At 41.2% G+C, this 25945-nt stretch carries 26 protein-coding genes and 1 pseudogene; 14 read left to right on the forward strand and 13 right to left on the reverse strand.

Going from position 1 to position 25945, the window contains the following annotated elements:
• Positions 1-87 (forward strand): annotated as a pseudogene (locus Q0017_RS08965) (elongation factor Tu); the annotation flags it as partial.
• A gap of 109 nt (positions 88-196) precedes the next feature.
• Complete coding sequence (gene rimI / locus Q0017_RS08970) at positions 197-655, forward strand: ribosomal protein S18-alanine N-acetyltransferase (RefSeq protein WP_298145605.1); 459 nt, start codon at positions 197-199, stop codon at positions 653-655.
• Between the two features lies 1 nt (position 656).
• Here rimI and Q0017_RS08975 read toward each other — a convergent pair whose 3' ends face one another.
• The 4 genes from Q0017_RS08975 to trxB form a co-directional block, all read right to left on the reverse strand.
• The gene (locus Q0017_RS08975; protein WP_298145607.1) at positions 657-1472 is read right to left on the reverse strand and encodes an arginyltransferase; all 816 of its coding nucleotides are present in this window, start codon (positions 1470-1472) and stop codon (positions 657-659) included.
• Positions 1473-1495: 23 nt separating this feature from the next.
• On the reverse strand, positions 1496-2221 hold the full coding sequence (aat, locus tag Q0017_RS08980; protein WP_298145612.1) for a leucyl/phenylalanyl-tRNA--protein transferase: 726 nt from the start codon (positions 2219-2221) through the stop codon (positions 1496-1498).
• Between the two features lie 59 nt (positions 2222-2280).
• Entirely contained in the window at positions 2281-3828 is a 1548-nt protein-coding gene (locus tag Q0017_RS08985) for a class I SAM-dependent methyltransferase (RefSeq protein ID WP_298145615.1), read from the reverse strand.
• Between the two features lie 92 nt (positions 3829-3920).
• The gene (gene trxB / locus Q0017_RS08990; protein ID WP_298145639.1) at positions 3921-4877 is read right to left on the reverse strand and encodes a thioredoxin-disulfide reductase; all 957 of its coding nucleotides are present in this window, start codon (positions 4875-4877) and stop codon (positions 3921-3923) included.
• A 256-nt stretch (positions 4878-5133) separates the two neighbouring features.
• Between trxB and Q0017_RS08995 the strand changes: the two genes are divergently transcribed.
• On the forward strand, positions 5134-8220 hold the full coding sequence (locus tag Q0017_RS08995; RefSeq protein WP_298145642.1) for a DNA translocase FtsK: 3087 nt from the start codon (positions 5134-5136) through the stop codon (positions 8218-8220).
• Between the two features lie 26 nt (positions 8221-8246).
• Here Q0017_RS08995 and Q0017_RS09000 read toward each other — a convergent pair whose 3' ends face one another.
• Complete coding sequence (locus Q0017_RS09000; RefSeq protein ID WP_298145645.1) at positions 8247-9131, reverse strand: LysR family transcriptional regulator; 885 nt, start codon at positions 9129-9131, stop codon at positions 8247-8249.
• A gap of 88 nt (positions 9132-9219) precedes the next feature.
• Between Q0017_RS09000 and Q0017_RS09005 the strand changes: the two genes are divergently transcribed.
• Positions 9220-10110, forward strand: coding sequence for an AEC family transporter (locus tag Q0017_RS09005; RefSeq protein ID WP_298145648.1), 891 nt, complete (start codon positions 9220-9222; stop codon positions 10108-10110).
• A gap of 46 nt (positions 10111-10156) precedes the next feature.
• Here the strand turns inward: Q0017_RS09005 and Q0017_RS09010 are convergent, their stop codons facing one another.
• The 6 genes from Q0017_RS09010 to Q0017_RS09035 form a co-directional block, all read right to left on the reverse strand.
• Complete coding sequence (locus Q0017_RS09010; protein WP_297424490.1) at positions 10157-10444, reverse strand: PA4642 family protein; 288 nt, start codon at positions 10442-10444, stop codon at positions 10157-10159.
• Positions 10445-10539: 95 nt separating this feature from the next.
• Positions 10540-10812, reverse strand: coding sequence for a cell division topological specificity factor MinE (gene minE / locus Q0017_RS09015; protein ID WP_297424493.1), 273 nt, complete (start codon positions 10810-10812; stop codon positions 10540-10542).
• Between the two features lies 1 nt (position 10813).
• Complete coding sequence (minD, locus tag Q0017_RS09020; RefSeq protein ID WP_297424496.1) at positions 10814-11626, reverse strand: septum site-determining protein MinD; 813 nt, start codon at positions 11624-11626, stop codon at positions 10814-10816.
• A gap of 65 nt (positions 11627-11691) precedes the next feature.
• Positions 11692-12396: a septum site-determining protein MinC gene (gene minC, locus Q0017_RS09025; protein ID WP_298145652.1), complete on the reverse strand. Its 705-nt coding sequence runs from the start codon at positions 12394-12396 to the stop codon at positions 11692-11694.
• 114 nt (positions 12397-12510) lie between these two features.
• A complete protein-coding gene (locus Q0017_RS09030; protein ID WP_298145655.1) occupies positions 12511-13575 on the reverse strand; it encodes a preprotein translocase subunit SecA in 1065 nt (354 codons plus the stop codon).
• Between the two features lie 9 nt (positions 13576-13584).
• A complete protein-coding gene (locus Q0017_RS09035) occupies positions 13585-14511 on the reverse strand; it encodes an acyltransferase (protein WP_298145658.1) in 927 nt (308 codons plus the stop codon).
• A 240-nt stretch (positions 14512-14751) separates the two neighbouring features.
• Between Q0017_RS09035 and Q0017_RS09040 the strand changes: the two genes are divergently transcribed.
• The 9 genes from Q0017_RS09040 to Q0017_RS09080 all read left to right on the forward strand — a co-directional run bounded on the left by Q0017_RS09040 (position 14752) and on the right by Q0017_RS09080 (position 23780).
• A complete protein-coding gene (locus Q0017_RS09040; RefSeq protein ID WP_298145661.1) occupies positions 14752-15384 on the forward strand; it encodes an OmpA family protein in 633 nt (210 codons plus the stop codon).
• Positions 15385-15509: 125 nt separating this feature from the next.
• On the forward strand, positions 15510-17546 hold the full coding sequence (rep, locus tag Q0017_RS09045) for a DNA helicase Rep (protein ID WP_298145663.1): 2037 nt from the start codon (positions 15510-15512) through the stop codon (positions 17544-17546).
• 22 nt (positions 17547-17568) lie between these two features.
• Positions 17569-18021, forward strand: coding sequence for a dUTP diphosphatase (dut, locus tag Q0017_RS09050; protein ID WP_298145666.1), 453 nt, complete (start codon positions 17569-17571; stop codon positions 18019-18021).
• A gap of 199 nt (positions 18022-18220) precedes the next feature.
• Positions 18221-19642 carry a phosphomannomutase/phosphoglucomutase gene (locus Q0017_RS09055; RefSeq protein WP_298145697.1) on the forward strand — a complete coding sequence of 474 codons (1422 nt, stop codon included), beginning with the start codon at positions 18221-18223 and terminating at the stop codon, positions 19640-19642.
• A 10-nt stretch (positions 19643-19652) separates the two neighbouring features.
• On the forward strand, positions 19653-20564 hold the full coding sequence (gene argB / locus Q0017_RS09060) for an acetylglutamate kinase (protein ID WP_298145669.1): 912 nt from the start codon (positions 19653-19655) through the stop codon (positions 20562-20564).
• 125 nt (positions 20565-20689) lie between these two features.
• A complete protein-coding gene (locus tag Q0017_RS09065) occupies positions 20690-21538 on the forward strand; it encodes a class II glutamine amidotransferase (protein WP_298145672.1) in 849 nt (282 codons plus the stop codon).
• Between the two features lie 256 nt (positions 21539-21794).
• Positions 21795-22250, forward strand: a complete 456-nt coding sequence (locus tag Q0017_RS09070) for a bacteriohemerythrin (RefSeq protein ID WP_298145673.1) — start codon at positions 21795-21797, stop codon at positions 22248-22250.
• 148 nt (positions 22251-22398) lie between these two features.
• Positions 22399-23475 (forward strand): hypothetical protein, encoded by a 1077-nt coding sequence (locus Q0017_RS09075; protein ID WP_298145675.1) that lies wholly within the window; start codon positions 22399-22401, stop codon positions 23473-23475.
• On the forward strand, positions 23472-23780 hold the full coding sequence (locus Q0017_RS09080) for an RnfH family protein (protein WP_298145678.1): 309 nt from the start codon (positions 23472-23474) through the stop codon (positions 23778-23780). Before Q0017_RS09075 ends, Q0017_RS09080 begins: the two co-directional genes overlap by 4 nt.
• Before the next feature lie 47 nt (positions 23781-23827).
• Here the strand turns inward: Q0017_RS09080 and Q0017_RS09085 are convergent, their stop codons facing one another.
• Positions 23828-24226 (reverse strand): outer membrane protein assembly factor BamE, encoded by a 399-nt coding sequence (locus Q0017_RS09085; RefSeq protein ID WP_298145681.1) that lies wholly within the window; start codon positions 24224-24226, stop codon positions 23828-23830.
• 112 nt (positions 24227-24338) lie between these two features.
• Here Q0017_RS09085 and fur point away from each other — a divergent pair, with 112 nt between their 5' ends.
• A complete protein-coding gene (gene fur, locus Q0017_RS09090; protein ID WP_297424529.1) occupies positions 24339-24776 on the forward strand; it encodes a ferric iron uptake transcriptional regulator in 438 nt (145 codons plus the stop codon).
• Between the two features lie 49 nt (positions 24777-24825).
• Here the strand turns inward: fur and Q0017_RS09095 are convergent, their stop codons facing one another.
• A complete protein-coding gene (locus Q0017_RS09095) occupies positions 24826-25944 on the reverse strand; it encodes a PilT/PilU family type 4a pilus ATPase (RefSeq protein ID WP_298145684.1) in 1119 nt (372 codons plus the stop codon).
• Position 25945: the final 1 nt, after the last annotated feature.

The following is a 25945-nucleotide window of genomic DNA, read 5'->3' on the forward strand; positions in this document are numbered from 1 at the left end:
ATCGCTATGGATGCAGGCTTACGCTTTGCAATCCGTGAAGGCGGCCGTACAGTTGGTGCTGGTGTTGTTGCGAAAGTAATTGCATAAGTATTAATTGTGTGAAAAAAGCGTCCCTTTGGGACGCTTTTTTTATGGCTGGCTTTTTTACTCAATCTTTCTATAATGCACATTTAGTGTAATAGATAAGACCACGAACATGATTCGTTTAATGCAGCAGAGTGATGTTCAAGCCGTTACTCAAATTGAAAAAAGCGTGCAAACCCATCCGTGGAACCAACAACAATTTGTTGACGCTACGGCACAATACCAAAGCACGGTGATTGAGAAAAATGGCTGTGTGGTTGGATTTTGTATTTTACAACCGGTACTAGATGAAGCGAATTTATTACTTATGGCGGTAGATCCAAACCAACAGGGGCAAGGTTTAGGTTATGAGCTGCTTACTGCCTCATTGAATTTATTAAAAAACAACCCAATTCAAATTTTTTTAGAAGTTCGGGAAAGCAACACTGCTGCGATTAAGCTGTATGAAAAAGCTGATTTTCATCAAATTGATTTACGCAAAAATTATTATCCCAAAGCAGATGGCACGCGTGAACATGCCATTATTATGGTGAAATCTTGTAGTGATGACTTTGCTCAGCTATTTAAGTAATTCATTTAATAATTGAATTGTTCCAACCTGAAGGTAGGGTGGTCATCAGTGATCGCCCTAATTGCTCAATTTCTTCGGCATTTAATATGCGATTTAAACGGCGCCATTGCCCATCAATGAGCAATTCTAAGGGTACATATTGCGATTTATAGTTCATTTTGCCTGAATGCGGCACCCAATAGCCTAAATACACATAGTTTAAGCCGTGCGCTTTGGCATATTCAATTTGTTTTAAAATTGCAAAAACCCCCAATGAGCGACGATTTTCATCGGGATCAAAAAAAGTATATACAGCTGAAATCCCATCATCTAAAGGATCGCAAGTAGACACACTAATTAAGCGCTCACCTTGCCAAAGTTCTAAAAAGAAACTTTCTGTGCAGGTATGCATTAAAAACTTTTCAAATTGATCTTCATTGGGCGGATACATATCGCCATCAAAATGCCGCTGGTTAATATAACGGGCGTACAGATCATAGTGAACTGAGCTGGCATCTTGCGTACGCGTAATTTTAATCGTTAAATCTTGATTACGCTTCCATGCTTTTTTTTGTTGAGAATTCATTTGAAAAATATCAACAGGCACACGACAGGATAAACATTGGCGGCATAAGTGACATTCAGGGCGATAAACAAAATCGCCACTGCGGCGAAAACCTAAGCGTGATAGTTCTGAGAGTGTGACCACATCAATACGTTGTGCTGGGTCTAAAAACACCATACGTGCTGATTTATTGTCTAAGTAACTGCAATTGTGCGGCGGTGTAATGTAATACTGTAATTCATTTAACAGGGATTGCGGGTGATAAGAATTCATAACAAGTTCCCTCTAATTGTTTCTCATTCATTTAGGCACATGTTTTGCGCTATTGTTTTACTTGAAAATACACTGTCTCGATATTTTTTCCAATCGAGGGCAGGGGCATTTATCACATCTTGTAACGAATTAAGATAGGTTTGGCGAGAAAATGTACTTGCTCCAAGGCTCAGTAAATGGTCATTGACCAATTGGCAGTCAATCCAAGGCAATTGGTTGTCTTGTCCAATCAGCATGAGTGTATAAAATGCCATTTTTGAGACATCGGTTTGGTGACTAAACATCGATTCACCAAAGCAGCCTTGCCCAATACATACACCATATAAACCACCAATTAACTGTTTTTGCTGCCAAACTTCAACACTATAGGCATGACCGAGTTCAAACAATTGGCAATAACCTTGAATAATGTCTTCTGAAATCCAGGTTTCATTGGCGTAACTGCGTGGCATGCTACAGGCACGAATAACCTGCTCAAAAGCTCGATTTACAGTAATTGTATAATCAAACTTTTTCATATTGCGTAGTAAAGATTTACTCGGTTTGTAAGCAAACGGTTGAATAATACAGCGCGGTTCGGGACACCACCAACAAATCGGCTCACCTTCAGAGAACCAAGGGAATAAACCATGTGTGTAGGCTTCAAGCAAGGTGCTCGGGGCTAAATCAGCACCTATACAGATCAGGCCATGTCCTTCAGGGTCGACCTCTACAGGATTGGGGAAAATAAATTGAGAGGTTGTGAGCATGTAAAATCATCCGCAAGATCATGCTCAAGCATAGAAGATCTTGCGGTTGAAGTTAAGGTTTAAGCAAATAATTTTAATTGCTGGGCAATTTTAATTTTGTCTGCATCAAGGAAGTTTTGGGCTTTTTGCATGACGATATCTTGACTTGCTACAGGGTCTTTGATGGCTTCCCCTTGATCATTAACCACCAATAAATTTAAGCTTTGCAAAGTTTTTAACACGAAATCAGCAAACTGTTCTTTGCTGGTTAATTTTTCGATGAAATACGCGCGGTAGAACAATTGTGCAAATTGATCAACAGGAATACCAATCCCTGAATATGGATTGGCAAGCACTGAATATTGGCTATGGAAGTTGGTTTGTTGCAATAAGAAATGGTTTAAACGTTGTGACTGTTGTACCACGGTTTCACTTGGTAGATTAAAGCACGGTTGCATATGTCCTAAGTGACATAAGATAACCACTGCATTAAGCACTGCGGCAAAGTCAAGTTGCGTTTCATTGACTAGGCGTTCAAGTGTTAAAGGTGCATAGTCATGTTGCAAGAAACATTGGGTTAAAGGTGTATAGATCTCTTGGAGTAAATTAAACTCACCTAAATAGCCTGCAATTTTCATAGGTATTTTGTGAGGTGCACTGAGCAACACAAAAGAAACTTGGCTTAAACGATGCTTAAGCTGCAACGGAGTTAAAGTGTTTTTACCCCGAATATACAGATCACGTCTAAATTGGGAATTGGTAAAATAGTCGCGGCATTGTTCTTTTAAAATAGGATGCTCAATGCTATTGAGAAATTCTTGATGTTCTGCATTAAAGTTAATTTTATCTAAATGACTGTTTAAATCACTTGATCCTGCATAGCTGAGTTTGACGCAATCCATGGTACGCATGACTTGTTGAAAAGAGAAACACTGCCAATCTTGATTTAAATATTCATGAATTAAATAATGTGGATTTTGCTTTTTAAGGTCTATAACTTTTTGTAGAGCATGGGGATTACGTTTGGCAAACAGAGGCTGTTGTTGTAGCAGCGCTTCACTAAATTGCAGTGAATCTTGTACTTTTTGAATCGGATTTAAACTTTTACTGTTGTATTCATAATGACTATGGAAAAGCTCACGAATCGGCATGTTTGTCGCCCAACCCGTTAAACAGTTATAACTGACATAGACAATGCCATTGGGTTTTAAGTATTGGCGTATAAATTTAAGAATAATCGCCTGATTTTCGTGACTAATCCAACTCCAAATACCATGTAAGCTGATGCTGTCAAATTGTGGTAAGTCTTTGTTGAGCAACTCTTCAAAGCTGGCATCATAAAAATGGTGTGGCGTTTTAGATTTTTTTGCCAACATACTGGCATGTGCGGCGTGAGCTGGGTTAAAGTCTGTACCATAAAATAACCCGTCTGATGAAGCAGCATGTACATTAATGCTGACCCCTTGCCCAAAACCTAATTCACAGTGCTGTTGCTGTTCGGTGTCATTGAGCGTATCAATTCCATTCACCAATAAGCAAAATTTCTGAAAATTCGGACTCAGCTCTTTGTAGTAGCCATAGGTGTAATTTACCTCGGTTTGGTAGCCGTCTGTCCAATTCGTTGCCATGTTACCCTCAAATTCTATTAATTTTGTTTATAAAGTCATATTTACATAGAAAAAAACCACCATCACTGGTGGTTTTTGTATTTTAAGCGATATTAATCACTTAATGCATCTAAATATTTTTCTGCATCTAAAGCAGCCATACAACCTGAGCCAGCTGAGGTAATGGCTTGACGGTAAATACTGTCGGCAATATCACCTGCAGCAAAGACACCTGGTACTGAAGTTTGGGTGGCATTGCCTGATGTACCACTTTGTACTTGAATATAGCCATCACGTAGTTGTAACTGACCTTCAAACATACCGCTATTTGGTTTATGACCAATGGCCACAAACATACCTGATACAGCCACATCTTGAGTGGATTGATCTTGGGTTGATTTTAAACGCACAGCAGTCACACCAGATTTGGCATCACCCAACACTTCATCGACTTGATGATTCCAAATAATGCTGATTTTGCCTTCTTTTTCTTTGGCAAATAAATGGTCTTGTAAAATTTTCTCAGCACGGAATGAATCACGACGATGTACTAAAGTCACATGTGAAGCAATATTAGATAAATACAAAGCTTCTTCAACCGCTGTGTTACCACCACCCATAACCATGACCTGTTGTTCTTTATAGAAGAAACCATCACAAGTGGCACAAGCACTTACACCTTGACCCATAAAGGCAGCTTCAGATTCTAAGCCTAAGTATTGCGCAGTTGCACCTGTACAGATGATTAACGCATCACAGGTAAACTCTTCCATATCGCCTTTTAATACAAAAGGACGTTGGCTTAAATCGACTTCATTGATGTGATCGTAGACAATTTCTGTACCAAAGCGTTCAGCATGCGCTTGCATACGCTCCATAAGCGCAGGACCTGTAAGACCTTCAGGGTCGCCCGGCCAATTGTCAACTTCGGTGGTTGTTGTGAGCTGACCGCCTAGTTGTAAACCTGCAATTAACAACGGTTTTAAATTGGCGCGTGCCGCATACACCGCTGCGCTATAGCCTGCAGGGCCTGAGCCTAAGATAATTAAACGTGAGTGACGAGCGCTCATCGAGGGCATCCTTTTTTTATTGAGTAATTTGTGGAATTATACAGGTAAAAGCCCAAAGCGTCTTATGAGTTAAATGTGGATATTTTTGATCATGTAAATTGATTTAAGCTATATAGCCAACAAAATAAGTTTAGCCTTGAGTTAACAATATCTAGCGATTCTGCTGCATCTTTTTTTGTGCAACAGGTGCATAATATTGCTCTTTAGTAGGTACTGCCTGCTTTGAATTTTGAACCCATTAGCCACAGGATCGGATATGACTGCAATGTCGAGTGCTTATGCACAGCGCTTATTACAGACATTATTTTTGCTTTCATTTGGGACATATTTGTTCCTTGCAACAGTAACGTATACGCCGTTTGACCCAGGTTGGATGCACATTTCCAGTGATACACAGCAGGTATCTAATGCCAGTGGTGTAGCAGGGGCGTGGCTTGCAGATTTGCTGTTTGGCTTTTTAGGTTGGGCAAGTTTATTGTTGCCGATTTACTTTTTTATGGAAGCCGTACAGGTGTGGTGGCCGCATAGTTTCTTAACGCGTCCGTTTCGTTATGCAGCGCAATTTTTTATTTTACTTGCCACATCAAGCTTACTGTATTTGTTTTGGGAGATGCCGGCCGATACGCTTGCCAATGCCTCAGGTGGTATTATCGGTTATGAACTTGGCCAAAGTTTAACTGGTTTATTAACCATTTACGGCGCAGCAGTATTTTTAGTGGCATTTTTGGTGTTGTTGTTTACCTTGGCTTTTGGTGTCAAGTGGAACAAAACCCTCATCACTTTAAAAGCTCTACCGGCACAGCTACAAGATTTGTTTTATAAAAATGTACCCGAAAGTGAAGCTGTATTTGATCGGACTACGCCGGCAGCAAAAACAGCACCAATTGAGGTACCACAAGCAAACATAGTGACGCCTGTACAAGAGCATCAGCCTGTACAACATGCACCAGTACGTGATGCTGTGGCAGAACGTTTGTTTAACGATATGCTCAATAAAGAACGTCTTGCCGAGGAGCAACGCGCCCAACAACAACGTGATGCTGAGCTTGCCCAACAACAGCAACTTGAACAACAAGCAGCCGAGTTACAAGCCAAACAACAGGCACAACAAGAACATGAACAGCGTCTTGCAGCTGCACAGCAAGTCCAAGAACAACAACGCGAAGCTGCAGCCAATACCGAAGTATGGCGTGCCTTACACAGTGAACAAGCCCAAGAACAAGAAATTGACGCCTTACTTAAAGCTGCTGATGCTGACCTTATAGTTGAACCTCAACATGCTCCAACAAAACCGGCAGCAGTTGCTGTACAACAAGAGCCGGCTTTAGATTGGGATGATGACAAGATCTTTAATGAGTTAATGGCCAATGTGCCAAAAACAACTCTAGAAAAAGAAGAGGGTGATGTACTGGTTGCACCTGTGTTGACTCAGCCTGAGCATGAAAAACAGCAAGATGCCGACATTGCAGCAGAACTTGCTGCGATTGATGATATTTTAAAAGATCAGCCGCGTGTAGCAAGCAGTTATGCGCAATCTTCTGCCTTTGTACAAGCCCCGATTCAAACTGTCGTGGCTGCGCCCATCATAAGCCCTACCTTAAACGCAGTGCCAGAGCAAGCTGATGTAGAGCTTGAGTTAGAAAAAGCACTTGCGCCTGCTCAAGCGCACATGATTCAGCCTGAGCCACACCTGAGTATCAGCAACGAAAAAAAAGAGCTGTCTAAAGAAGAGTTTATTCAAGCGTGGCAAGAAACCGCAGGTCCTGTGCAAGAGACGCTTGATGAGTTTGATGCACCTTTAACCGATGCTTTTGGTCGTCCCATGTCACGGGCGATGCAAGTGGCGAAAAAACGTCAGGATTTATCGCCTTTACCGGGCATTGATCTATTAGACTCAGTTGATCCTAACAAAAAAGTTAATTTTACCGAAGAACAATTGAGCCGTTTATCTGAGCTGCTTGAAATTAAATTACAAGAGTTTAATGTTAAAGCCAAAGTGATTGAAGCGCAGCCCGGTCCAGTAGTGACCCGTTTTGAATTGGATTTGGCACCGGGGGTAAAAGCCTCAAAAGTGACCAATATTTCACGTGATTTAGCCCGTTCTATGTCAATGGCGTCGGTGCGTGTAGTGGAAGTGATTCCGGGTAAACCCTATATTGGTATTGAAGTTCCGAATAGCAGCCGTGAAATGGTGCGCCTGATTGAACTAGTCACAGCACCTGCCTTTACCGACCCACAAGGTTTATTGTCTATGGCAATGGGTAAAGATATTTCAGGTCGTCCGGTGATTGCTGATTTAGGTAAAGCCCCGCATATGTTGGTGGCAGGTACTACAGGTTCAGGTAAGTCGGTGGCAGTCAACTCGATGATTTTATCGATGTTACTCAAATACAGCCCTGATGAATTGCGTTTAATCTTAATTGACCCTAAACAGCTCGAACTTGCCAACTATAGCGATATTCCACATCTGTTAACGCCTGTGGTGACAGATATGAAAGATGCCGTGAATGCACTGAATTGGTGTGTGAATGAAATGGAGCGTCGTTATAAACTCATGTCGTTCTTAAAAATTCGTAAACTTGCCGATTACAACCGTAAAGTGGAAGAAGCCATTGCCAATGGCGAAGATTTAATTGATCCCACTTGGAAAGCCAGTGAGTCTGTTGCCGGTGAATTTGCGCCACGTTTGCAACCTTTACCTGCCATTGTGATTGTGGCAGATGAGTTTGCTGACATGATTATGCAAGTGGGTAAAAAAGCTGAAGAGATGATTACCCGTTTGGCACAAAAATCACGTGCTGCGGGCATTCATTTATTGCTTGCCACACAACGCCCATCGGTGGATGTGATTACCGGTTTGATTAAAGCCAATATTCCCACCCGTGCTGCGTTACGCGTCAACTCTAAAATTGACTCACGTACCATTTTAGATGCCAGCGGTGCTGAAGATTTACTTGGTCATGGTGATATGTTGTTTTTAGGGCCGGGTAAAATTGAACCAGAACGCGTGCATGGTGCCTTTATTAGCGATGATGAAGTCAATCGCATTTGTGATGCATGGCGTGAACGTGCAGCACCTAACTATGTGGATGAAATCTTGACCCCTTACGATGAAGAACCTACCAGCCGTGGTTTTGAAGATGGCGAGGGTGGGGCTGATCGTGATGCTTTATATGACCAATGTGTGGCATTTGTGCTCGAAACGCGTAAAGCCACTACATCATCGTTACAGCGTAAATTTAGCTTAGGGTATAACCGTGCTGCGCGTATTATTGACCAAATGGAAGAAAATGGCATTGTTAGTGCCTTAGGTGCCAATGGTAAGCGTGAAATTTTAGTGTAAAAAAAAGCCTGCAGATGCAGGCTTTTTTATGCTTCGTTATAAAGTTGTTGGGCGAGGGTAATAAATGCACGTGTCGCAGGGCTCATTAGTTGTTGATTTTTTACGGCTAAGCCAATTTGGCGTTCAATATTTGGCAGCAGTGGACGTTTAACAACATTAGGATGCAATTGCAACAGTGCCGGACTCATTGCCATATCTGCCACAATCGAAATCCCTTCTTGTTGATTTACCATATTTAAAATGGTGAGTAGCTGCGACACTTGATACTGAATTTTAGGATTGATCTGGTGTTGTTTAAGTAAATTTTCCACATGTGCTTGGCTACCTGCATGCGTCATAATAAAGGGATAGTCCTGAATCTGCTCAATGGCAATACTGGTTTGTTTGGCGATCGGGTAACTTTTGGGCACCAAAGCAATAAAAATATCACGCATTAAAGGATAGCTGTCTAGTTGCAGATTGGGTAACACAGCAAATCCTACATCAACCTCTTGATTTAAAATCCATTCGCTTACTTGATGATCTGTGCCTTCATTAATAAAGATTTCGATATGCGGATATTTTTGTCGATAAGCTTGGATCAGTTCAGGAAGTAAATGAATCGAAGCTGATGCGCCGAAGGAGCCAATTCTGAGTTGACCGCGTTGTAACCCGTTTAATGCGGCCACTTCTTGCTGCATGGTTTGTTCTGTTGTGAGTATGACTTTGGCATGTTGCAGTAACCTTGTCCCAATTACGCTTAATCGCATCTGCTGACCTTCGCGATTAAACAACTTAATTTGCCAAGTTTGCTCTAGACTTTTTAGTGCATGGGATACTGCAGACTGGGTAATTTTAAGGTGCTTAGCAGCTAAGCTAACGCTTTGCAGTTCTGCCACTAATACAAAAATCTTTAACTGGCTTAAGGTCATGAGTAAAACCTCATTTTATTATGAATTGCTATGAGGTTTATATTAAGCAAAAATCATCCAAGACGAACATATAATGTTGCATATATTCATGGCTTTGCTACCGCTGATTTGTTTACTTGCTTTAGGATATACGCTCAGGCGCAGCAAATTTTTAAGTGCAGAGTTTTGGGCTGGCGCAGAGCGACTTAATTATTTTATATTATTTCCAGCACTGTTATTTAATAACTTAGCTTTTGTAGAATTGAGTTTAAAGAGCTTAACTTGGGTACTATTGACGATGCTACTTACCATCGCCTTAGTCAGTGCAGGTTTTTGGGTTTTAAAACATATTTTTGCCATTCGAGCTGAGCAATTTGCAGTATATGTGCAAAGTCATATTCGCTTTAATACCTATATTGGCCTCGCTTTAGTGGGGAGCCTGTTTGGTAGTGATGGCGTGAAGATGTTCGCTATGATGATTGCTACTGCTATTCCAACTGTAAATATTATTTCATTATTGGCTTTTTCGCAGCAAAACAGTCACTGGACAACCAATGGCTTGGCTGTACTTAAAAATCCATTAATTTTAGGCTGCTTGGCAGGTGTACTATTTAATTTAACAGGTTTTAAGCTACTCAGTGGTATAGAGGATTTGATACGCTTATTAGCAAATGTGAGCCTACCGCTTGGTCTGCTCGCCGTAGGTGCCGCATTGCAATTTCAGGCGTTAAAACAGGATATTTGGCGCTTAGGTCTAAATAGTGTGGGACGTTTGATTGTTGTGCCTTTGATAGCGTATGCAGTGGCTCAGCTCTTGGCTTTAAGCCAATTTGAGAGTCTGGTTATTACGCTATTTTTTGCACTGCCGACAGCTTCATCATCGTATATTCTAACCCGTTATTTAAATGGGGATTATAAACTCATGGCTGGGGTGATTAGTCTACAAACCTTGCTTTTTGTACTTAGTTTCCCAGGTCTGATGTACATTCTAGAGCTATAAAAAAAGCCTACAGATGCAGGCTTTTTTTAAGCTTTACTCACTTAATTTAAGCAAATTTTGCTAATACAGCCAAAAACTCAGCGCTATGGCGTGGGAATTTTGCAATCACGTCATGAATACGTTGACCTTCAGGGTTTGTAGCATTTACATTGCGACCATCTGCTACAAATTGAGTTAATAAACGTTCATAGTCACTCGGACGCATGTGTTTATATGCGTGATAAAGAACGTGAAAATCTGCATCTACACTTGCAGGAGGCAGCTGGGTTAAATAGGCAAATACACGCTCGTCTGACCATTCTTCGTTAAATGTCGCTGGCTGAGATAATGCCATCGCAATCTCCTTGGCTTGTTGTCAATCATTAAAAAGGCAAAATAACTTGCGCTATTTTGCCTTGATTCAATTTGCTTGACTAATCAGAATTGAGATTATCGCTCTTCAGGCAAATTGATATTCATTTCTAACATTTCTAAATTGGCTTCTGAACGCACTGCCATTTGGATGTGCTGTTCATCGACACCACGCACGTAGCGGTTCACCACTTGCATGATTTCTTTTTTCATCTGCTCAATTTTTTCAGGGGTTAAGCGTTTGCTTAAGCCTTTTTCTGATGCCACGATGACTTTTAAACGATCTTTGGCGGTTTGCGCACTCGAGGGTTTTTCATCACCGCTAAACAACTTACTCCAAAATCCTGCCATCTTAAGCTCCAAATAGTCGTGCTAACCAACCTTTTTGTTTGACTTCTAGGTGACGGTAAGGACGATCTTCGCCCAAGAAACGCGCCACAAGGTCATCATAAGCTTGGCCTGCAGGTGAGTCTGTATACAAGATGGCCGGCTTACCTTCGTTAGACGCTTGTAAGATGCTCTTGCACTCAGGAATAACACCTAAGGTCGGGACTTTTAAGATATCTTTTGAAATATCGTCAATCGTGAGCATTTCTTGTTTTTCAGCACGTTCAGGATTAAAACGTGTAATACATAAATGCTTACGAATTCGCCCTTCGTTGTTTTCTACTTTTTTGGTTTTGCTGTCGAGCATACCAATAATACGATCTGAGTCACGCACTGAAGAAATTTCAGGATTGGTCACAATAATCGCTTCATCGGCATGGTACATGGCTAAAATCGCACCACGTTCAATACCGGCAGGTGAGTCACAGATAATATAATCAAACTCTTGCGCGAGTTCGTCCATGACACGCGCGACACCTTCATCGGTTAAGGCATCTTTATCACGTGTTTGTGATGCAGGTAAGATATAGAGGTTTTCAATGTCTTTGTCACGAATTAAGGCTTGTTGTAAGCGTGCTTCGTTATTTAATACATTGACAAAATCGTACACCACGCGGCGCTCACAACCCATAATAAGATCTAAGTTACGTAAGCCTACGTCAAAATCAATAACAACAGTTTTGTGGCCACGTAGGGCTAAACCTGTTGCAAACGATGCACTTGTTGTAGTTTTACCTACGCCACCTTTGCCTGATGTTACGACAACAATTTTCGCCACCGAATCCACTCCTGTTAGGGTTTAAATACGCAGTTTTATGACGTATTTTGGTGATTATTTATACATTAAAATTCTAAAGCTTCAAATACAAGCTCTTGAGCATCATTTAAATAAATATGTACAGGTTTTTTGGTCATATGAGCCGGAATATCATCCGCAACACAGTATGTACCTGCAATTGAAACCAACTCTGCTTCTAGGGAGTGGCAAAAGATGCGTGCTGCATGATTGCCGCCTGCACCGGCAATCACTCTACCTCGTACACTACCATAAATATGTATGTTTCCAGAAGCGATCACTTCTGCACCACTGTTAATTCCTGCACTTAAAATGATATCGCCGTGGTCTTGTACAAGGCATTGACCCGTACGCAACATTTCATTGTGATAAGAGGTTGCATGATGAATTTTTGCCGCAGCAGGCTGTGCTTCATCTTGAGTTGGTGCCGGAGTTTCCACCACTTGTTCTTGTGTGGCTTTAATTCGCTGCAAAGGACGGTCAGCCGGCAACACTGGAAATTGAATTAAACGTGCTGCCTCGCCCAAAATCCCATCGACCACTGCCATAGGTTGTAAATCTAAACTGATTAACAATTGAATCAAGGCGATCAGCTCTTGTTCAACGGTTGAATCTAAGATGACCAACGTGCCTTGGGACGCGGTGTCTTTGAGCATCTGGGTCAGTTGTTCTCGGATCGCATGATGATCATTTGTATCAAAGGTTAATCGGGTAAAATTAACCATTCTGCCGGTGATCCGGATATCCGCCATACTTGTTCCTTAAAACTTCTTTACGACTTATTTTTTAGGTCGAAGTCATGTTATCAAATAGAGCAAATCCTAGACCAATTTGCATGATTTCTCTAGCGTATCCGTTAAATATTTTCATGTCTTGGGTTCTTGATCTGGTTGTTTTTGTTCGAGCACTTGTTGCCATTGTTTAATCTTCACTTGCTCACGTAAGGCTTCTAAACTTTCAAACACGGCAGATTCCACCAAACGGTCAATTTCAGGGTTGTTTTCAATGGCAATTTGACTGACCTTGTTGGCAATCATGCGATATGTGGCATTTTCTTGGTGTGAAGCTTGATGGGTAAACGGTTGCAATAAGCCTTGGCTAATATTTTCACCTAAACGCTGTCCAATACTTTGAATTTGTTGTTCGATACGTCCACCCACCAATGGAATTAAACGCAGCATTTGCGACAACTCAGGCGTATCTTCAATGGCTTTATTGACCACGATCCCCACATTTTTGGCAATTTCATGGCGTTGCGCTTGTAGTTCTTTGCCTAAAGAGTCTTGTAAGACATCGGTTAGGGCAGTGGCTAACATTTCACGGTGATGATTGACCAAATCTTCAATATATTTTTTATGCGTGGTACTGGTGGTCAGCTCGTGTTTCACGGTATTAATAATGGTGAGTACAATACGACTGGTGAGTTCTTCCATGACCAAGCGATAATAGAAGTTGCCACGTGCGTACCAGCGCTGCGGAATGACTTTATAACCATGACTATGTAAGTTATAGGCAATGGCAAACGCACGTCCTAAACGTAAAAAACGGAACATTGGCAAAATAGAAATAATTTCATACCAATGAATAAATGGGAAAAACCACCACCGTTGATGATGCTTAAAGCCAATTGCAATTAGCCAACGGATACAAAGTTCAATCACTAAAAATGAGGTAAACCAACCTTCTGTGGTTTTAACCCAAGGATGTAGCGCTTGTTCATAAAAATCTAACACTTGCGGCAGTTGCACAAAGTTAAATAACCATTCGGCATAGTCGCTCATTAAAAATGCATTGGCGCTTAAGCAAAATAGGTTAAAGATGATCAGCCCCATCATCAAAAAATCATAGACCAGTGCAACTTTCCACCCCCATGAGCCTTCTTTGACGAAGTGAAAAGAAGATTTTAAGACTTTATGTTGAGGCTGTTTCATACGCTTCCTTTAGCTGCGTTGCTCGGCAAGTTGCTGTTTCATTTGGCTGATCAATTCGTCTTTATCACGCCATACTTGTTGCAGCCATTGATGAAATTGCACGCGAAATTCACGATCATTTTCATAATCACCGTCTAAAATCCAACGTGGTAGCTCAATTTTACGTAAATTTACTGCAATTTTCTGCACATCTCCTAACCAAAATTCGCTGTATTCAGGCACTTTTTCATCATAAACAATGGTCATGTCCACCAAAGCATCGACTTCTTGACCTAAAATTTTTAAGGCTAAGGCTAAACCACCGGCTTTAGGTTTGAGTAGGTTTTTATACGGTGATTTTTGCGCAGCATGCTTGGCTTGGGTAAAGCGCGTGCCTTCTACATAATTGAGCAAAGTAAATGGCTGACTGAGTAACTGTTCACACGATTTACGTGCTTCTTCAATATCGCGATTTTTGAGTTCAGGATTTTTGGCAATTTGAGCTTTGGTATGACGTTTCATCATCGGAAAGCCTAAAATTTTAAAGGCTTGACCTACCAATGGAATGAAAATTAGCTCCCATTTGGTAAAAAAGCGCGTTAACGGCATACGGTTTAAACCAATATACTGATTAACTGTGGTATCTACCCAACTTTGATGATTACAAATCATCAAGTAACGTCCTTGAGTGCTCAACTCAAGCGCAGGATCTACTTGAATATCCCATTTTAATTCAGGCAGTACTCGCTCAATCAGATGGTTGTTGACGTTAATCCAACTGTTGGCAAGCTTCACATTGGTTTGGTCAATTTGCGGTGACTTCTTGATGAGTTTGGTCAGACCTAAGCCCAAAATGGGTGCTCCATGGACAACACTGTTGGTGCCCATGACTGAGGTCACGGTAAGAGCTTGTTGTACTTTTTTAAGCAGTGAAGTACGTGGCTGTGATTTGGGCATGGGTCGACCTATAAGCAAAGTGAAGGTACACGATGTTGCACAATATAAGGGCTGATGAAAAAAATACAAACGGTTGCTTGGCAACTATGAAGGAAACATGAGGGAAAATGCCTTAAATTCGCGATATATATTACAAAATGTAAAATAAGGCTTTATTATTAACAAAAAATCAATGTTACAAATTTGATTTTTATTCCATGATTCATCCAGATTAAAAAACATCAAACAAGGAGGCATGCAATGCGTGCATTAGTCATTACAGCTGTAGCAGGGGCGTTGGCACTTACTGGTTGCCAAAGTATGGAATACGATAAAGCAGCACTAGGTACTATCATTGGTGCAGGCGCAGGCGCATTAATTGCAAAAAGTAATGCTGACAAAGATAAAATGGGTCAAGCGGCTGCTATTGGTGCGGTACTTGGCGGTGGCGCAGGTTTACTTCTTGATCGTAAAGAAAAGCGTTTAAAAGAAGAACTAGCAGGTACAGGGATTGATGTTGATCGTAACCAAGACGGTTCAATTAACCTTGTGATGCCATCTGTAACATTTGCAACCAACTCTGCTGCGATTCAAGGTCAGTTCCAAACTGCGTTAAATGACGTTGCCAACGTATTACGTGAAGATGGTACATCAAACAAGTTAGCGCTTGTGATCCATGGTCACACTGATAACACAGGTACAGATGCGGTAAATAACCCACTGTCACAAAACCGTGCTAACTCAGTGAAAAACTACCTTGCAGCTCAAGGTATTTCTTCAAGCCGCATGACAGCGCGTGGTTATGGTTCAACTTCACCAATCGCAGCAAACACAACTGCTGCGGGTCGTGAACAAAACCGCCGTGTAGAAATTACAGTTTACGAAACTAACTAAGTTGTCGTAAATAAAAAAGAAACCACCTTCGGGTGGTTTTTTTATGAGTAATACCCAATTTTTTTGATTAGGCAATCGAGTGGTTGATGACTATAATCAGCCCTTAAATCTAAAGAGGATGGAATATGTCGACCGCAAGTCAGCTCAACGACAAGCAACTTGAAGCCATGAAATACACTCAAGGACCCTTGTTAGTACTTGCAGGGGCAGGTTCAGGTAAAACCTCGGTGATTACCCGTAAAATTGCGTATTTGGTGCAGCAATGTGGTATTCCTGCTTATAAAATTACCGCCATGACCTTTACCAACAAAGCGGCACGTGAAATGAAAGAGCGTGTCTCTAAATTGTTGTCGCGTGAAGAATCTAAAGGTTTATCGGTATCGACTTTCCATACCTTTGGTTTAAATTTATTGCGTTTAGAGCTCAAACATACGCCGCTTAAAAATAATTTTTCTATTTTAGATGCTGACGACTGTAAGCGCATTTTAATGGATTTGATGCATCGCGATAATTTATCCGGTGCAGAGAGCAAAGATTTAATTGCCAAAGCCATGAAGAAAATTTCGGATTGGAAAAATGATCTGATTGCACCTGAGCAAGCGCATACCACCTGTGAAACCCAAGAAGACGTACAGTTTGCGCATTTGTATCAATTGTATGAGCGTAATTTACGTGCTTATAACGCCGTGGATTTTGACGATTTGATTGTTATGCCGACCCGTTTATTGCAAGACAATGCAGAAGTGCGCGATAAATGGCAAAATCGCGTGCGTTATTTATTGGTAGATGAATATCAAGACACCAACACGGCACAGTATATTTTAGTCAAATTACTGGTGGGGGTGATGGGGCAATTTACTGCAGTAGGTGATGATGACCAATCGATCTACGCATGGCGCGGCGCCAAACCTGAAAACATGGCACAGCTCCAAGAAGATTTTCACAATTTAAAAGTGATTAAGCTTGAGCAAAATTATCGTTCAACCAGCCGTATTTTAAAAGCTGCCAACTCGGTGATTGAAAACAACCCGCATATTTTTGATAAAAAACTGTGGTCGGATAAAGGTCATGGCGAAGAGATTCGGGTGATTACTTGTCGTAATGACGACGATGAAGCAGAACGTGTGGTCAAAGATTTACTCACCCATAAACTAATGCAAGGTAAATCTTGGAAGGATTATGCGATTTTGTATCGTGGTAACTTCCAAGCACGGGTGCTTGAAACCCAACTGCGCCAAATGCAAATTCCGTATAAATTGTCGGGTGGTCAGTCGTTCTTCGCGCGTGCTGAAATTAAAGACGTGATGAGTTATTTACGTTTAATCATTAATCCTGAAGATGACAGTGCGTTTTTACGTATTATTAACACCCCAAAACGCGCTATTGGTCCTGTGACTTTAGAAAAATTGGGTTTATTTGCCCAAGAAACCAATCAATCTTTATTGGCTGCGGCAGGCGATCAGCGTTTAAGTTTATCTTTACCTAAAAAAGCCACCTCACAGTTGCTTGAGTTTTATGAGTTTTTAGACGGCTTTACTCGTAACTTGCTTGAAGATGATGAGCCTGTGCCAATTATTCGTCAAATGATGAATGAAGCCGGTTATATCGACTATGTCAAAGAGCAAGCCGCGACCCCTGCGCAAGAAAAAACCAAGCTTGATAACATTGAAGTGCTGTATAGCAGTATTCAAAGTTTGATTAATCGCGCTGAAGATGTTGATGAAAAGAACATTGAAAGTGTGATTCGTAAAATGGTGCTGCTTGATATGCTTGAACAGCAACAAGAAGAGCAAGACACCGATAAAGTCAATTTAATGACCTTACATGCGGCTAAAGGTTTGGAATTTCCTTATGTGTATATGATTGGTTTGGAAGAAGAAATCCTGCCACATAAAAACTCAATTGCTGCAGAAACGGTCGAAGAAGAGCGTCGTTTGATGTATGTGGGCATTACCCGTGCGCGTCAGGGTTTAACGCTGACCTTAGCTGAGCAGCGTAAAGCCGGTGGTCAAATGAAGCAAATGACGCCAAGTCGTTTCTTAGATGAATTACCGCAAGACGATTTAGACTGGTTAGGTCGTAAAAAGAAAACCAGCAATATTGACCCGAAATTACAAGCGCAACACTATTTGGAAAACTTACGTGCGCTGATTAAGCGCTAAATTTGATTGATTAGGAATATACATGAAAGTTCAAGTTAAAGTATTAGATTCACGTTTAGGCAACGAATGGCCAATGCCAAGTTATGCTACACAAGGTTCAGCGGGTCTTGATTTACGTGCATGTGTGGCTGAAACCACTGTGATTGAACCGGGTCAAACTGTATTGGTTAAAACCGGTTTATCGATTTATATTGAAGATGTGAATTTTGCCGGTTTAATCTTGCCGCGTTCAGGTTTAGGGCATAAACACGGGATTGTGTTGGGTAATTTGGTCGGTTTAATTGATTCAGATTATCAAGGTGAACTTATGGTTTCGGTTTGGAACCGTAGCCAAACTGCATTTAGCCTAGAACCGGGCGAGCGTTTAGCACAATATGTATTGGTGCCTGTGGTGCAAGCACAATTTGAAATAGTGGATGAGTTTGTGGCCACAGAACGTGGTGCAGGCGGTTTTGGACATACCGGTCAAAACTAAGTTATTTTTTGGATAAAGCCTAAATGATTTAGGCTTTATCGCTTTTTTGTTGAAAAATTTGCATAAATATATTAAAAGCTCACTCAAGGTTCTTCGTTTACCAAAAGATAAAGATAACTGCAAAAATCCCCATGTTTGTGTGAAGTGTATAACACTTTGTATGTTTTATTGCCTAGATCAATGATTAAAAATGCTACTTATGAATGTTGATATTTCTAAATTTCCTGCACACCTTTTTCGTGCCTACGATATTCGGGGTAAAGTTAGCTTACTATCACCTCAATTGGTCTACGCCATAGCCCATGCACTCGTCCAGCAATATAAACGAGCCGGTCAACATGAACTGGTGATTGGTTATGATGCGCGCTTAACCAGTCCAAGCTATGCCAAACTTATTCAAAAAATCTGCCAAGCCAACGGTTTACAAGCTGAACTGATGGGTTGTTGTGCAAGCCCTGCTTTGTATTACGCAGCGCGGCATTTTAATGGCAATGGCATTATGGTCACCGCCAGCCATAACCCTAAATCAGACAATGGCATTAAATGGATTATTCAAGGTGAACCACCAACCCCTGACATGATTCAACAAGTCTCTACATGGGCACAAGCGCACTTTTGTCCCGAACAGCACATTGCGCTAGAACACGAACCACATACTGTGGTGGTGAAATACTGTTTAGATTATCAACAAAGCATTTTAGATGACATTAAATTAAAACGCGGTTTTAAGGTCGTACTAGATGGTTTACATGGCGCGGCCGGACGTTGTGCGGCATTGATATTAGAAAAACTAGGTTGTGAGGTGACGCAACTGCGCTGTAAAGCCAATGGCGAATTTCCTGATCATGCTCCAGACCCATCACAAGCGGCACATTTATTAGGTCTACAGCAGCAAGTGTTAGCAAAACAAGCCGATATCGGTATTGCTTTAGATGGTGACGGTGATCGGGTGGTGATTGTAGATGAACAGGCCAATATTATTTGCCCAGACCGTTTAATGGCGCTGTTTGCACATATTTGCTTAAGTGAGCATCCAAAATCTGAGGTGGTTTTTGATGTTAAATGCTCAAATTTAGTCAGCAATAGTGTGCAGGCTTTAGGTGGCATTGCCACCATGATCCGAACTGGAAGCACTTTTTTACGTCAGTATCTAGCGCAATCTAAAGGTAAAGCGGTATTTGGTGGCGAGTATGCTGGGCATTATGTATTTAATGACGGGCGTGGTTTTGGCTATGATGATGGTCTATATGCTGCACTACGTATTTTAGAATACATCGATCAGCAACAGATCACGCTTGCAGATGTTTTGCGTAATTATCCTGCACGTTTGGGTACAGAAGATACCTATATTAGTACCTATAACCAAAACCCACAGCAAGTATTGGCGCATGTTGCACACGCCAGTCAGCAATCTACTGCACAGCTGAGCCAAATTGATGGGGTGCGGCTTGATTTTAAAGATGGATTTGGCATTATGCGCGCATCCAACACTGGTGAGTACTTTACTGTGCGTTTTGACGCCGAGAATTCTGAGCGTCTTAAGGAAATCCGTGATACCTTTGCTCATATGCTTGAATCTAATTATCCGCAAATTGCGTACGATATCTTAAACGCCAAATAAGGAGCGGCACATGCCACATCAACATACTGGTCTCGACAAAGCACAAGTTTTAACCGAAGCTTTGCCGTACATTCAACGTTTTTCTGGTAAAACGTTGGTTGTAAAATATGGTGGCAATGCAATGACCGACCCTGAGCTTGAAAGCTCCTTTGCCCGTGACATCGTGCTGCTTAAAACTGTGGGTTTAAACCCGATTGTGGTGCATGGTGGTGGTCCACAAGTGGATTCCTTTTTAAAACAATTGGGTCGTGAATCAGACCGAATTGATGGCATGCGCGTGACTGACCCTGCAACTATGGAAGTGGTTGAAATGGTGTTGGGCGGTAGCGTTAACAAATCTATTGTTAACTTAATTAACCAACATGGTGGTCGTGCTATTGGTTTAACGGGTAAAGATGGTAATTTGTTGCGTGCGCAAAAATTACTCATGGAAAAAGTCCAAGAAGATGGTTCAGTTCAACACATTGACTTAGGTTTAGTCGGTGAAGTGGTTGGGGTAAAAACTGACGTGTTAGAGATGTTTACCCAAGGTGATTTTATTCCGGTGATTGCACCGCTTGGCGTAGATGAAGAGGGCAATACCTATAACATCAATGCCGACTTAGTGGCAGGTAAAGTGGCTGAAGCATTGGGTGCAGAAAAGTTAATTTTACTCACCAATATTACAGGCGTGTTAGACGAAAATAAAAACTTACTCACAGGTTTAAGTACTCAAGAAGTTGATCGTTTAATTGAAACAGGCGTGATCTATGGCGGTATGATTCCAAAAGTGGGTTGTGCCTTAGATGCAGTCAAGGGTGGGGTGGTCAGCGCACATATTGTGGATGGTCGTGTACCACATGCGACATTATTGGAAATTTTTACCGACCACGGTGTAGGAACTTTAATTACCAACCGTCAAGCCAAGAAATCTGCTGAATAAATGAAAAGCCTCCAATGTGGAGGCTTTTTTGTGCCCAATGGCATGACAATAAACCAACCGAAAATTTGAAAAGCCATGTTGAGTGATGCACAATACCTTATTATTTAAGCCAATGAGAAGGAACTATGTGTCAACTGCTCGGAATGAACTGTGCCACCCCCACTGATATTACCTTCTCATTTCGCGGTTTTTCGCAGCGTGCCGGTATTACCTCCGACCATTGCGATGGCTTTGGCATCGCTTTTTTTGAAGACAAAGCTTGTCGTTTATTTGTAGATAATCAATCTGCAGTTGAATCACCCATTGCTGAGTTGATTCGTAATTACCCGATTAAATCACGCAACGTGATTGCCCATATTCGTAAAGCCACCCAAGGCAAGATTAATCTAGAAAATTCACATCCCTTTAGTCGTGAACTTTGGGGGAGACAGTGGATTTTTGCGCATAATGGCGATCTTCATGATTTTGACCCGCCATTAAGTGGACGTTTTACGCCTGTGGGCAATACCGACAGTGAGCGTGCTTTTTGCTATTTATTAGAACAATTGGTGAAGCGCTTTGGTTATGAAGAACCGAGTTTAGCGCAAATTTTTGATTTGCTTGTCGAGATTTCACCAAGCATTGCTGAACATGGCACGTTTAATTTTTGCCTATCGAATGGTCAAGCTTTATTTGCTTATAATATTACCAAATTGCATTGGTTGGTACGCGAATATCCATTTAAACCTGCACAACTGATTGACCTTGATGTTGAGGTTGATTTTAGTCAAGTGACCACTCCGGAGGATCGTGTGGCGGTCATTACCACCGAACCTTTGACTCAAAACGAGACATGGTGTGCGTTTAAACCCGGTGAGATGATTTTATTCAAAGATGGTCAACCAATTAAAGATGAAATCACATTTATTGCCCGTTTAGAGCGAGAGCGCATAAATCCAAGCTTAAAACGCATAACTAAAGCAGATCAATATTAATAAATGCGATCAAGTTGGTGTTTTAATATACCAACTTGATATTCTTAAAATAAAATAAAAATAGTGTTAAATATAAATTGATTAAAAAATATCTGACCTTTTTGGTTGGTTTAAAATATTTTTTTTATTAAAATCAGTTATTTATTTAAATAAAACCCCTTTTTGTATAATCCCTAGTAAATCAGTTTATTTTTATTCTATTCAATTCAATATATGATCAATTTTAACGAATTTGGGGATACCGATAGGTAGTCGTATGAAAATGAAATGGATTCCAGAATATAATACTGGCATTGACGTTATTGACGAACAACATCGCCGCATTCTCGACTACATTAACGAGATTGATAGCATTGGTGTCAATACTGATCGTGCACGTATTCGTTCAATCTTAAATAATATTATTGATTATACGCAGTCACATTTTACTTTCGAAGAATCTTTACAAGAAGAAGCTGGCTATAAGTATCGCGTACCACACAAACGTGTGCATGATCTATTTATTAAGAAAATTGAAAGCTACCGTGATCGTTATGAGCAAGGTGAAGCGATTGAATCTGAGTTGCACGAAATTCTATCAAAATGGCTGATCAATCATATTCAACACGATGATGCCGATTATGTAGGTGCAGTCAAAGAAAATATGATGGGCATTATTAAAGAAAAAGAGAAGAAGAAAGGCAAAAACTGGTTTGCACGTTTCTTCTCTTAAAACTTTAACGCGATAAAAATAAAGTAAAACTATAAGTCTTTCAGCCAAGCAAATCATCTTAAGGTGGTTTGCTTTTTCTTTGTTTGGGTTTTGCTTTTTGGTCATGACATCGGCAAAATAGCGCTAGATTTTATATGAGGAAAGCATTATGCAGGACAATGCGATGTCTCGATGGCTATCACCGCTGATGGCATTTTGTTTATCGTTTATTATTATTGCAACACTTGCCCCCATTTTAGGTATTGGTGCTGAGCGTCAGTTAGATTTTTGGTTGCTGTGGCTTGTGACCATGCTGATTTTGGCTTTGCCTATTACTTATATGGAAGTGGCTTTGGCTAAGCGCAGCCGCTCAACTGCGCTGAATGCTTTATCTAGCCTCACCCGTGATGCCGATGCCAAAGCACATTGGCGTGTAGTTGGTTGGTTGGCTGTGGTGTTTATGCCATTTTTAGCCGGTGGCATGTTGTTTAATGCCTCAAGCATGCTTGATGGGCTTGCATTGCCGCAGCTTGCTTTATTTGCAGGTTTAGCAGTGGCCGCATTGCTGTTATCACTTGCACCACGCCTTGTGATGGTTGGGGTGACTTTGCTAGGTGTGTTGGCATCGTTAGGCTTATCTATGGCACTTGGGGAGAGCTTACCGACATGGCAGGTGACCGCACTTGAATTTAGTGAGTGGGGTGCTGCAACGGTATTGGCTTTGGTGGCGAGCGGTTTGGGACTTGGAATCTATTCTCAGGTCAGTTTAAATCAAGTCAAACATAGTGATGCTGCAAGTACAACTGTATTGCCTGTATGGATTGCACAATTGTTGGCTGTGGTAGCGTTTGGTTTCTTTATTGCCAATACGCAAATTCCAGCTATGGTGTTTGTGGTGAGTGTGGTCACAGGTGCAGCGTTGTTGCTGAATTTAGCGCGTCAGCAATTGGCTGAGCGTCAATTACCGGCTTTAGTTCAATGGGCTGTGTTGGCGGTAGCTGTATGGGTGTGGATCATTCCAATGGCAGGTGGTGTATTTAATGTGCTGGTCTTGCTTTGGGGTTTAATCATCTGTTTGATTTATGCCATTTTTGCTGGTTGGATCATGAAGATTAGCCACTTACGTAAGGCTTTAAACTTTAGCAATGAGGCGGTGTATAACCTGTGGCGTGTTGCCATGCGTATTGTGTTGCCTTTATCTATTGTAGTGGCCATCATCAGCGTACTTGGAAAACTGCTGTCATGAGCCAAGGCAAAGTATGGGTGGCGTATGCTGCCCTTGAAGCACAATTTCATGTGGCTTTAGATTTTGTTGAGGGTATGACGGCCAAGCAAGCCATTGCTCAAAGTCAATTGGCAAGCAAGACTCAATTGCCTGAGCCGTTAATCATTGGGATTTTTGGACAAAAGGTGGATCTAGAACAGGTATTGCAGGTTGGAGATCGAGTTGAGATTTATCGGGCTTTAACCATTAATCCTAAAGATATTCGCCGTAACCGTGCCGCTAAAAATCCGGTGGGCATTTATGGTCGTGGTAACCGCCATAAATGAGCAAAAAAAAACCCCTATTTAAAGGGGGTTTTTTAAAGCTGAATATTTTACAGTGGGGGAGCAGTTAAAATGGCTTCTTTTGACGCAGGTAAACCCGGTTGTGTTGCCGGAATAGTCTCTAAGCCTTCAATCTTTTCAACCATACCATTGTTGTTAAAATAGATTTTTAGATGCTGACCCGAGGCTGCCGAGATTTTGGCTTTTTTAGCATTGGTGCCCGGAATGTAGTTGTAAATATAGTCCCAACGCAATGGATTCATCGGGTCTGTTAGGGTTGGGCTGCCCAATAAGAAGCGCACTTGTTGATGACTCATACCAACTTGAATTTTAGCAGCTTGTGCTTGAGTCAATGGCGTTCCTTGAGGAATGTCGACTTTGTAAACGCCCAAAGTTGAACACCCTGCAAGTACGGAACTGACGAACAACGTCAACATAATTTTTTGCATTTTGCTACACTATCCCAAATTATTTATGATGCATTTGATCTGGTCATAGATCATACTGCATCTTATCTTTATTGCCTATTGCAACTTTGATTTTGTTGAGAGACCTTTTTTCATGCCTATTTCCAACCAAGATTTACGTAAAGCTGGACTTAAAGTTACCCTTCCGCGCATTAAAATTTTAGAACTATTAGAAAATTCAAAACAACATCATTTAAGCGCAGAAGACATTTATAAAACTTTACTTGAACAGGGAGAAGATGTCGGTTTAGCAACCGTATATCGTGTGTTAACTCAGTTTGAAGCAGCAGGAATTATCCAACGTCATCATTTTGAAAACAATCATTCTGTTTTTGAAATTATGCAAGACGATCACCACGATCATTTGGTTTGCCAAAATTGTAACAAAGTGGTGGAATTTAGTAATGACGTGATTGAGCACGAACAACATGAAGTGGCTAAGAAATTCGGCTTTGAATTAACCGGTCACTCACTCAATTTGTATGGCTATTGTGATTCTAAAGAATGCCAAGATGCATTTCGTAAGAAATAATTGAGATTTAAAAAAGGCTTATCAATGATAAGCCTTTTTTATGGTCTGTTTATTGCGAATCAAAGGTAATGTTTTTACCTGCCTGCAGCAGGCCTGCAGCACCTTCTTCTGAAAGTTTAATTTGTAGACGTAAATCGTTAGCTGAATCGGCATGTTTTAAGGCTTCATCATAGCTAATAATTTGTGCTTTATATAAGTCAAACAAGGCTTGGTCAAAGGTTTGCATACCCAACTCGGTTGAGCGTTTCATCAGTTCTTTGATCTTGTGCACATGACCTTCGCGAATCAAATCTGCGATCAATGGTGTATTAATCAGAATCTCAATCGCAGCGCGACGAGATTTACCATCAATAGTAGGCACCAATTGCTGCGCGACAATACCTTTAAGATTTAAGGATAAATCCATAAAGACTTGATTTTGGCGGTCACCCTCAAAGAAATGCACGATACGATCGAGCGCTTGGTTGGCATTGTTGGCATGCAAGGTGGCAAAAACCAAATGACCAGTTTCGGCAAAGGCAATGGCATAGTCCATGGTTTCGCGCGAGCGAATCTCACCAATTAAAATCACATCGGGTGCTTGGCGTAAGGTGTTTTTAAGTGCCACCTCAAAGCTTTCGGTATCAATCCCGACTTCACGTTGGGTAATAATACAGCCTTGATGTTGATGCACAAACTCAATTGGGTCTTCAATGGTAATGATATGACCTTTGGAGTTTTGATTGCGATAACCAATCAAGGACGCCAATGACGTTGATTTACCTGTACCGGTTGCCCCTACAAAGATCACAATACCACGTTTAAACATGGCCAATTCTTTGAGTACTGGCGGCAGTTTGAGTTCATCAATGCTTGGAATGACCGTTTCAATACGACGCAGCACCATACCCGGTTCATCGCGTTGCTGAAAAGCACTGACACGAAAACGTGCAGTACGTTCTTGGTTGGTAATGGCAAAGTTACATTCACGGGTACGGTTAAATTCTTCACGTTGCCGCGGTGACATAATTGACAGCACCAATTGCTCGATAATTTCACCGTTGAGCTTGGTTTTAGCAACAGGGACAATTTCGCCATTAATTTTCATTGAAGGTTCAATGTCGGCGGTAATAAACATATCCGAGGCTTTTTGCTCAATCATTAGATTAAGTAAATCGTTAAATTTCATT

It is taken from the genome of uncultured Acinetobacter sp., assembly GCF_947624825.1.
GTDB lineage: Bacteria > Pseudomonadota > Gammaproteobacteria > Pseudomonadales > Moraxellaceae > Acinetobacter.

Coding starts and splice junctions, on each gene's coding strand:
- Q0017_RS09095 (WP_298145684.1), bottom strand. CDS start 25,944: ATGAAATTTAACGATTTACTTAATCTAATGATTGAGCAAAAAGCCTCG.
- fur (WP_297424529.1), top strand. CDS start 24,339: ATGCCTATTTCCAACCAAGATTTACGTAAAGCTGGACTTAAAGTTACC.
- minE (WP_297424493.1), bottom strand. CDS start 10,812: ATGGCAGGATTTTGGAGTAAGTTGTTTAGCGGTGATGAAAAACCCTCG.
- Q0017_RS08995 (WP_298145642.1), top strand. CDS start 5,134: ATGACTGCAATGTCGAGTGCTTATGCACAGCGCTTATTACAGACATTA.
- Q0017_RS08985 (WP_298145615.1), bottom strand. CDS start 3,828: ATGGCAACGAATTGGACAGACGGCTACCAAACCGAGGTAAATTACACC.
- Q0017_RS08975 (WP_298145607.1), bottom strand. CDS start 1,472: ATGAATTCTTATCACCCGCAATCCCTGTTAAATGAATTACAGTATTAC.
- Q0017_RS09065 (WP_298145672.1), top strand. CDS start 20,690: ATGTGTCAACTGCTCGGAATGAACTGTGCCACCCCCACTGATATTACC.
- Q0017_RS09080 (WP_298145678.1), top strand. CDS start 23,472: ATGAGCCAAGGCAAAGTATGGGTGGCGTATGCTGCCCTTGAAGCACAA.
- rep (WP_298145663.1), top strand. CDS start 15,510: ATGTCGACCGCAAGTCAGCTCAACGACAAGCAACTTGAAGCCATGAAA.
- trxB (WP_298145639.1), bottom strand. CDS start 4,877: ATGAGCGCTCGTCACTCACGTTTAATTATCTTAGGCTCAGGCCCTGCA.
- Q0017_RS09035 (WP_298145658.1), bottom strand. CDS start 14,511: ATGCCCAAATCACAGCCACGTACTTCACTGCTTAAAAAAGTACAACAA.
- aat (WP_298145612.1), bottom strand. CDS start 2,221: ATGCTCACAACCTCTCAATTTATTTTCCCCAATCCTGTAGAGGTCGAC.
- minC (WP_298145652.1), bottom strand. CDS start 12,396: ATGGCGGATATCCGGATCACCGGCAGAATGGTTAATTTTACCCGATTA.
- dut (WP_298145666.1), top strand. CDS start 17,569: ATGAAAGTTCAAGTTAAAGTATTAGATTCACGTTTAGGCAACGAATGG.
- Q0017_RS09010 (WP_297424490.1), bottom strand. CDS start 10,444: ATGGCATTATCTCAGCCAGCGACATTTAACGAAGAATGGTCAGACGAG.
- Q0017_RS09000 (WP_298145645.1), bottom strand. CDS start 9,131: ATGACCTTAAGCCAGTTAAAGATTTTTGTATTAGTGGCAGAACTGCAA.
- Q0017_RS09055 (WP_298145697.1), top strand. CDS start 18,221: ATGAATGTTGATATTTCTAAATTTCCTGCACACCTTTTTCGTGCCTAC.
- Q0017_RS09075 (WP_298145675.1), top strand. CDS start 22,399: ATGCAGGACAATGCGATGTCTCGATGGCTATCACCGCTGATGGCATTT.
- Q0017_RS09005 (WP_298145648.1), top strand. CDS start 9,220: ATGGCTTTGCTACCGCTGATTTGTTTACTTGCTTTAGGATATACGCTC.
- Q0017_RS09070 (WP_298145673.1), top strand. CDS start 21,795: ATGAAAATGAAATGGATTCCAGAATATAATACTGGCATTGACGTTATT.
- rimI (WP_298145605.1), top strand. CDS start 197: ATGATTCGTTTAATGCAGCAGAGTGATGTTCAAGCCGTTACTCAAATT.
- Q0017_RS09085 (WP_298145681.1), bottom strand. CDS start 24,226: ATGCAAAAAATTATGTTGACGTTGTTCGTCAGTTCCGTACTTGCAGGG.
- Q0017_RS09030 (WP_298145655.1), bottom strand. CDS start 13,575: ATGAAACAGCCTCAACATAAAGTCTTAAAATCTTCTTTTCACTTCGTC.
- argB (WP_298145669.1), top strand. CDS start 19,653: ATGCCACATCAACATACTGGTCTCGACAAAGCACAAGTTTTAACCGAA.
- Q0017_RS09040 (WP_298145661.1), top strand. CDS start 14,752: ATGCGTGCATTAGTCATTACAGCTGTAGCAGGGGCGTTGGCACTTACT.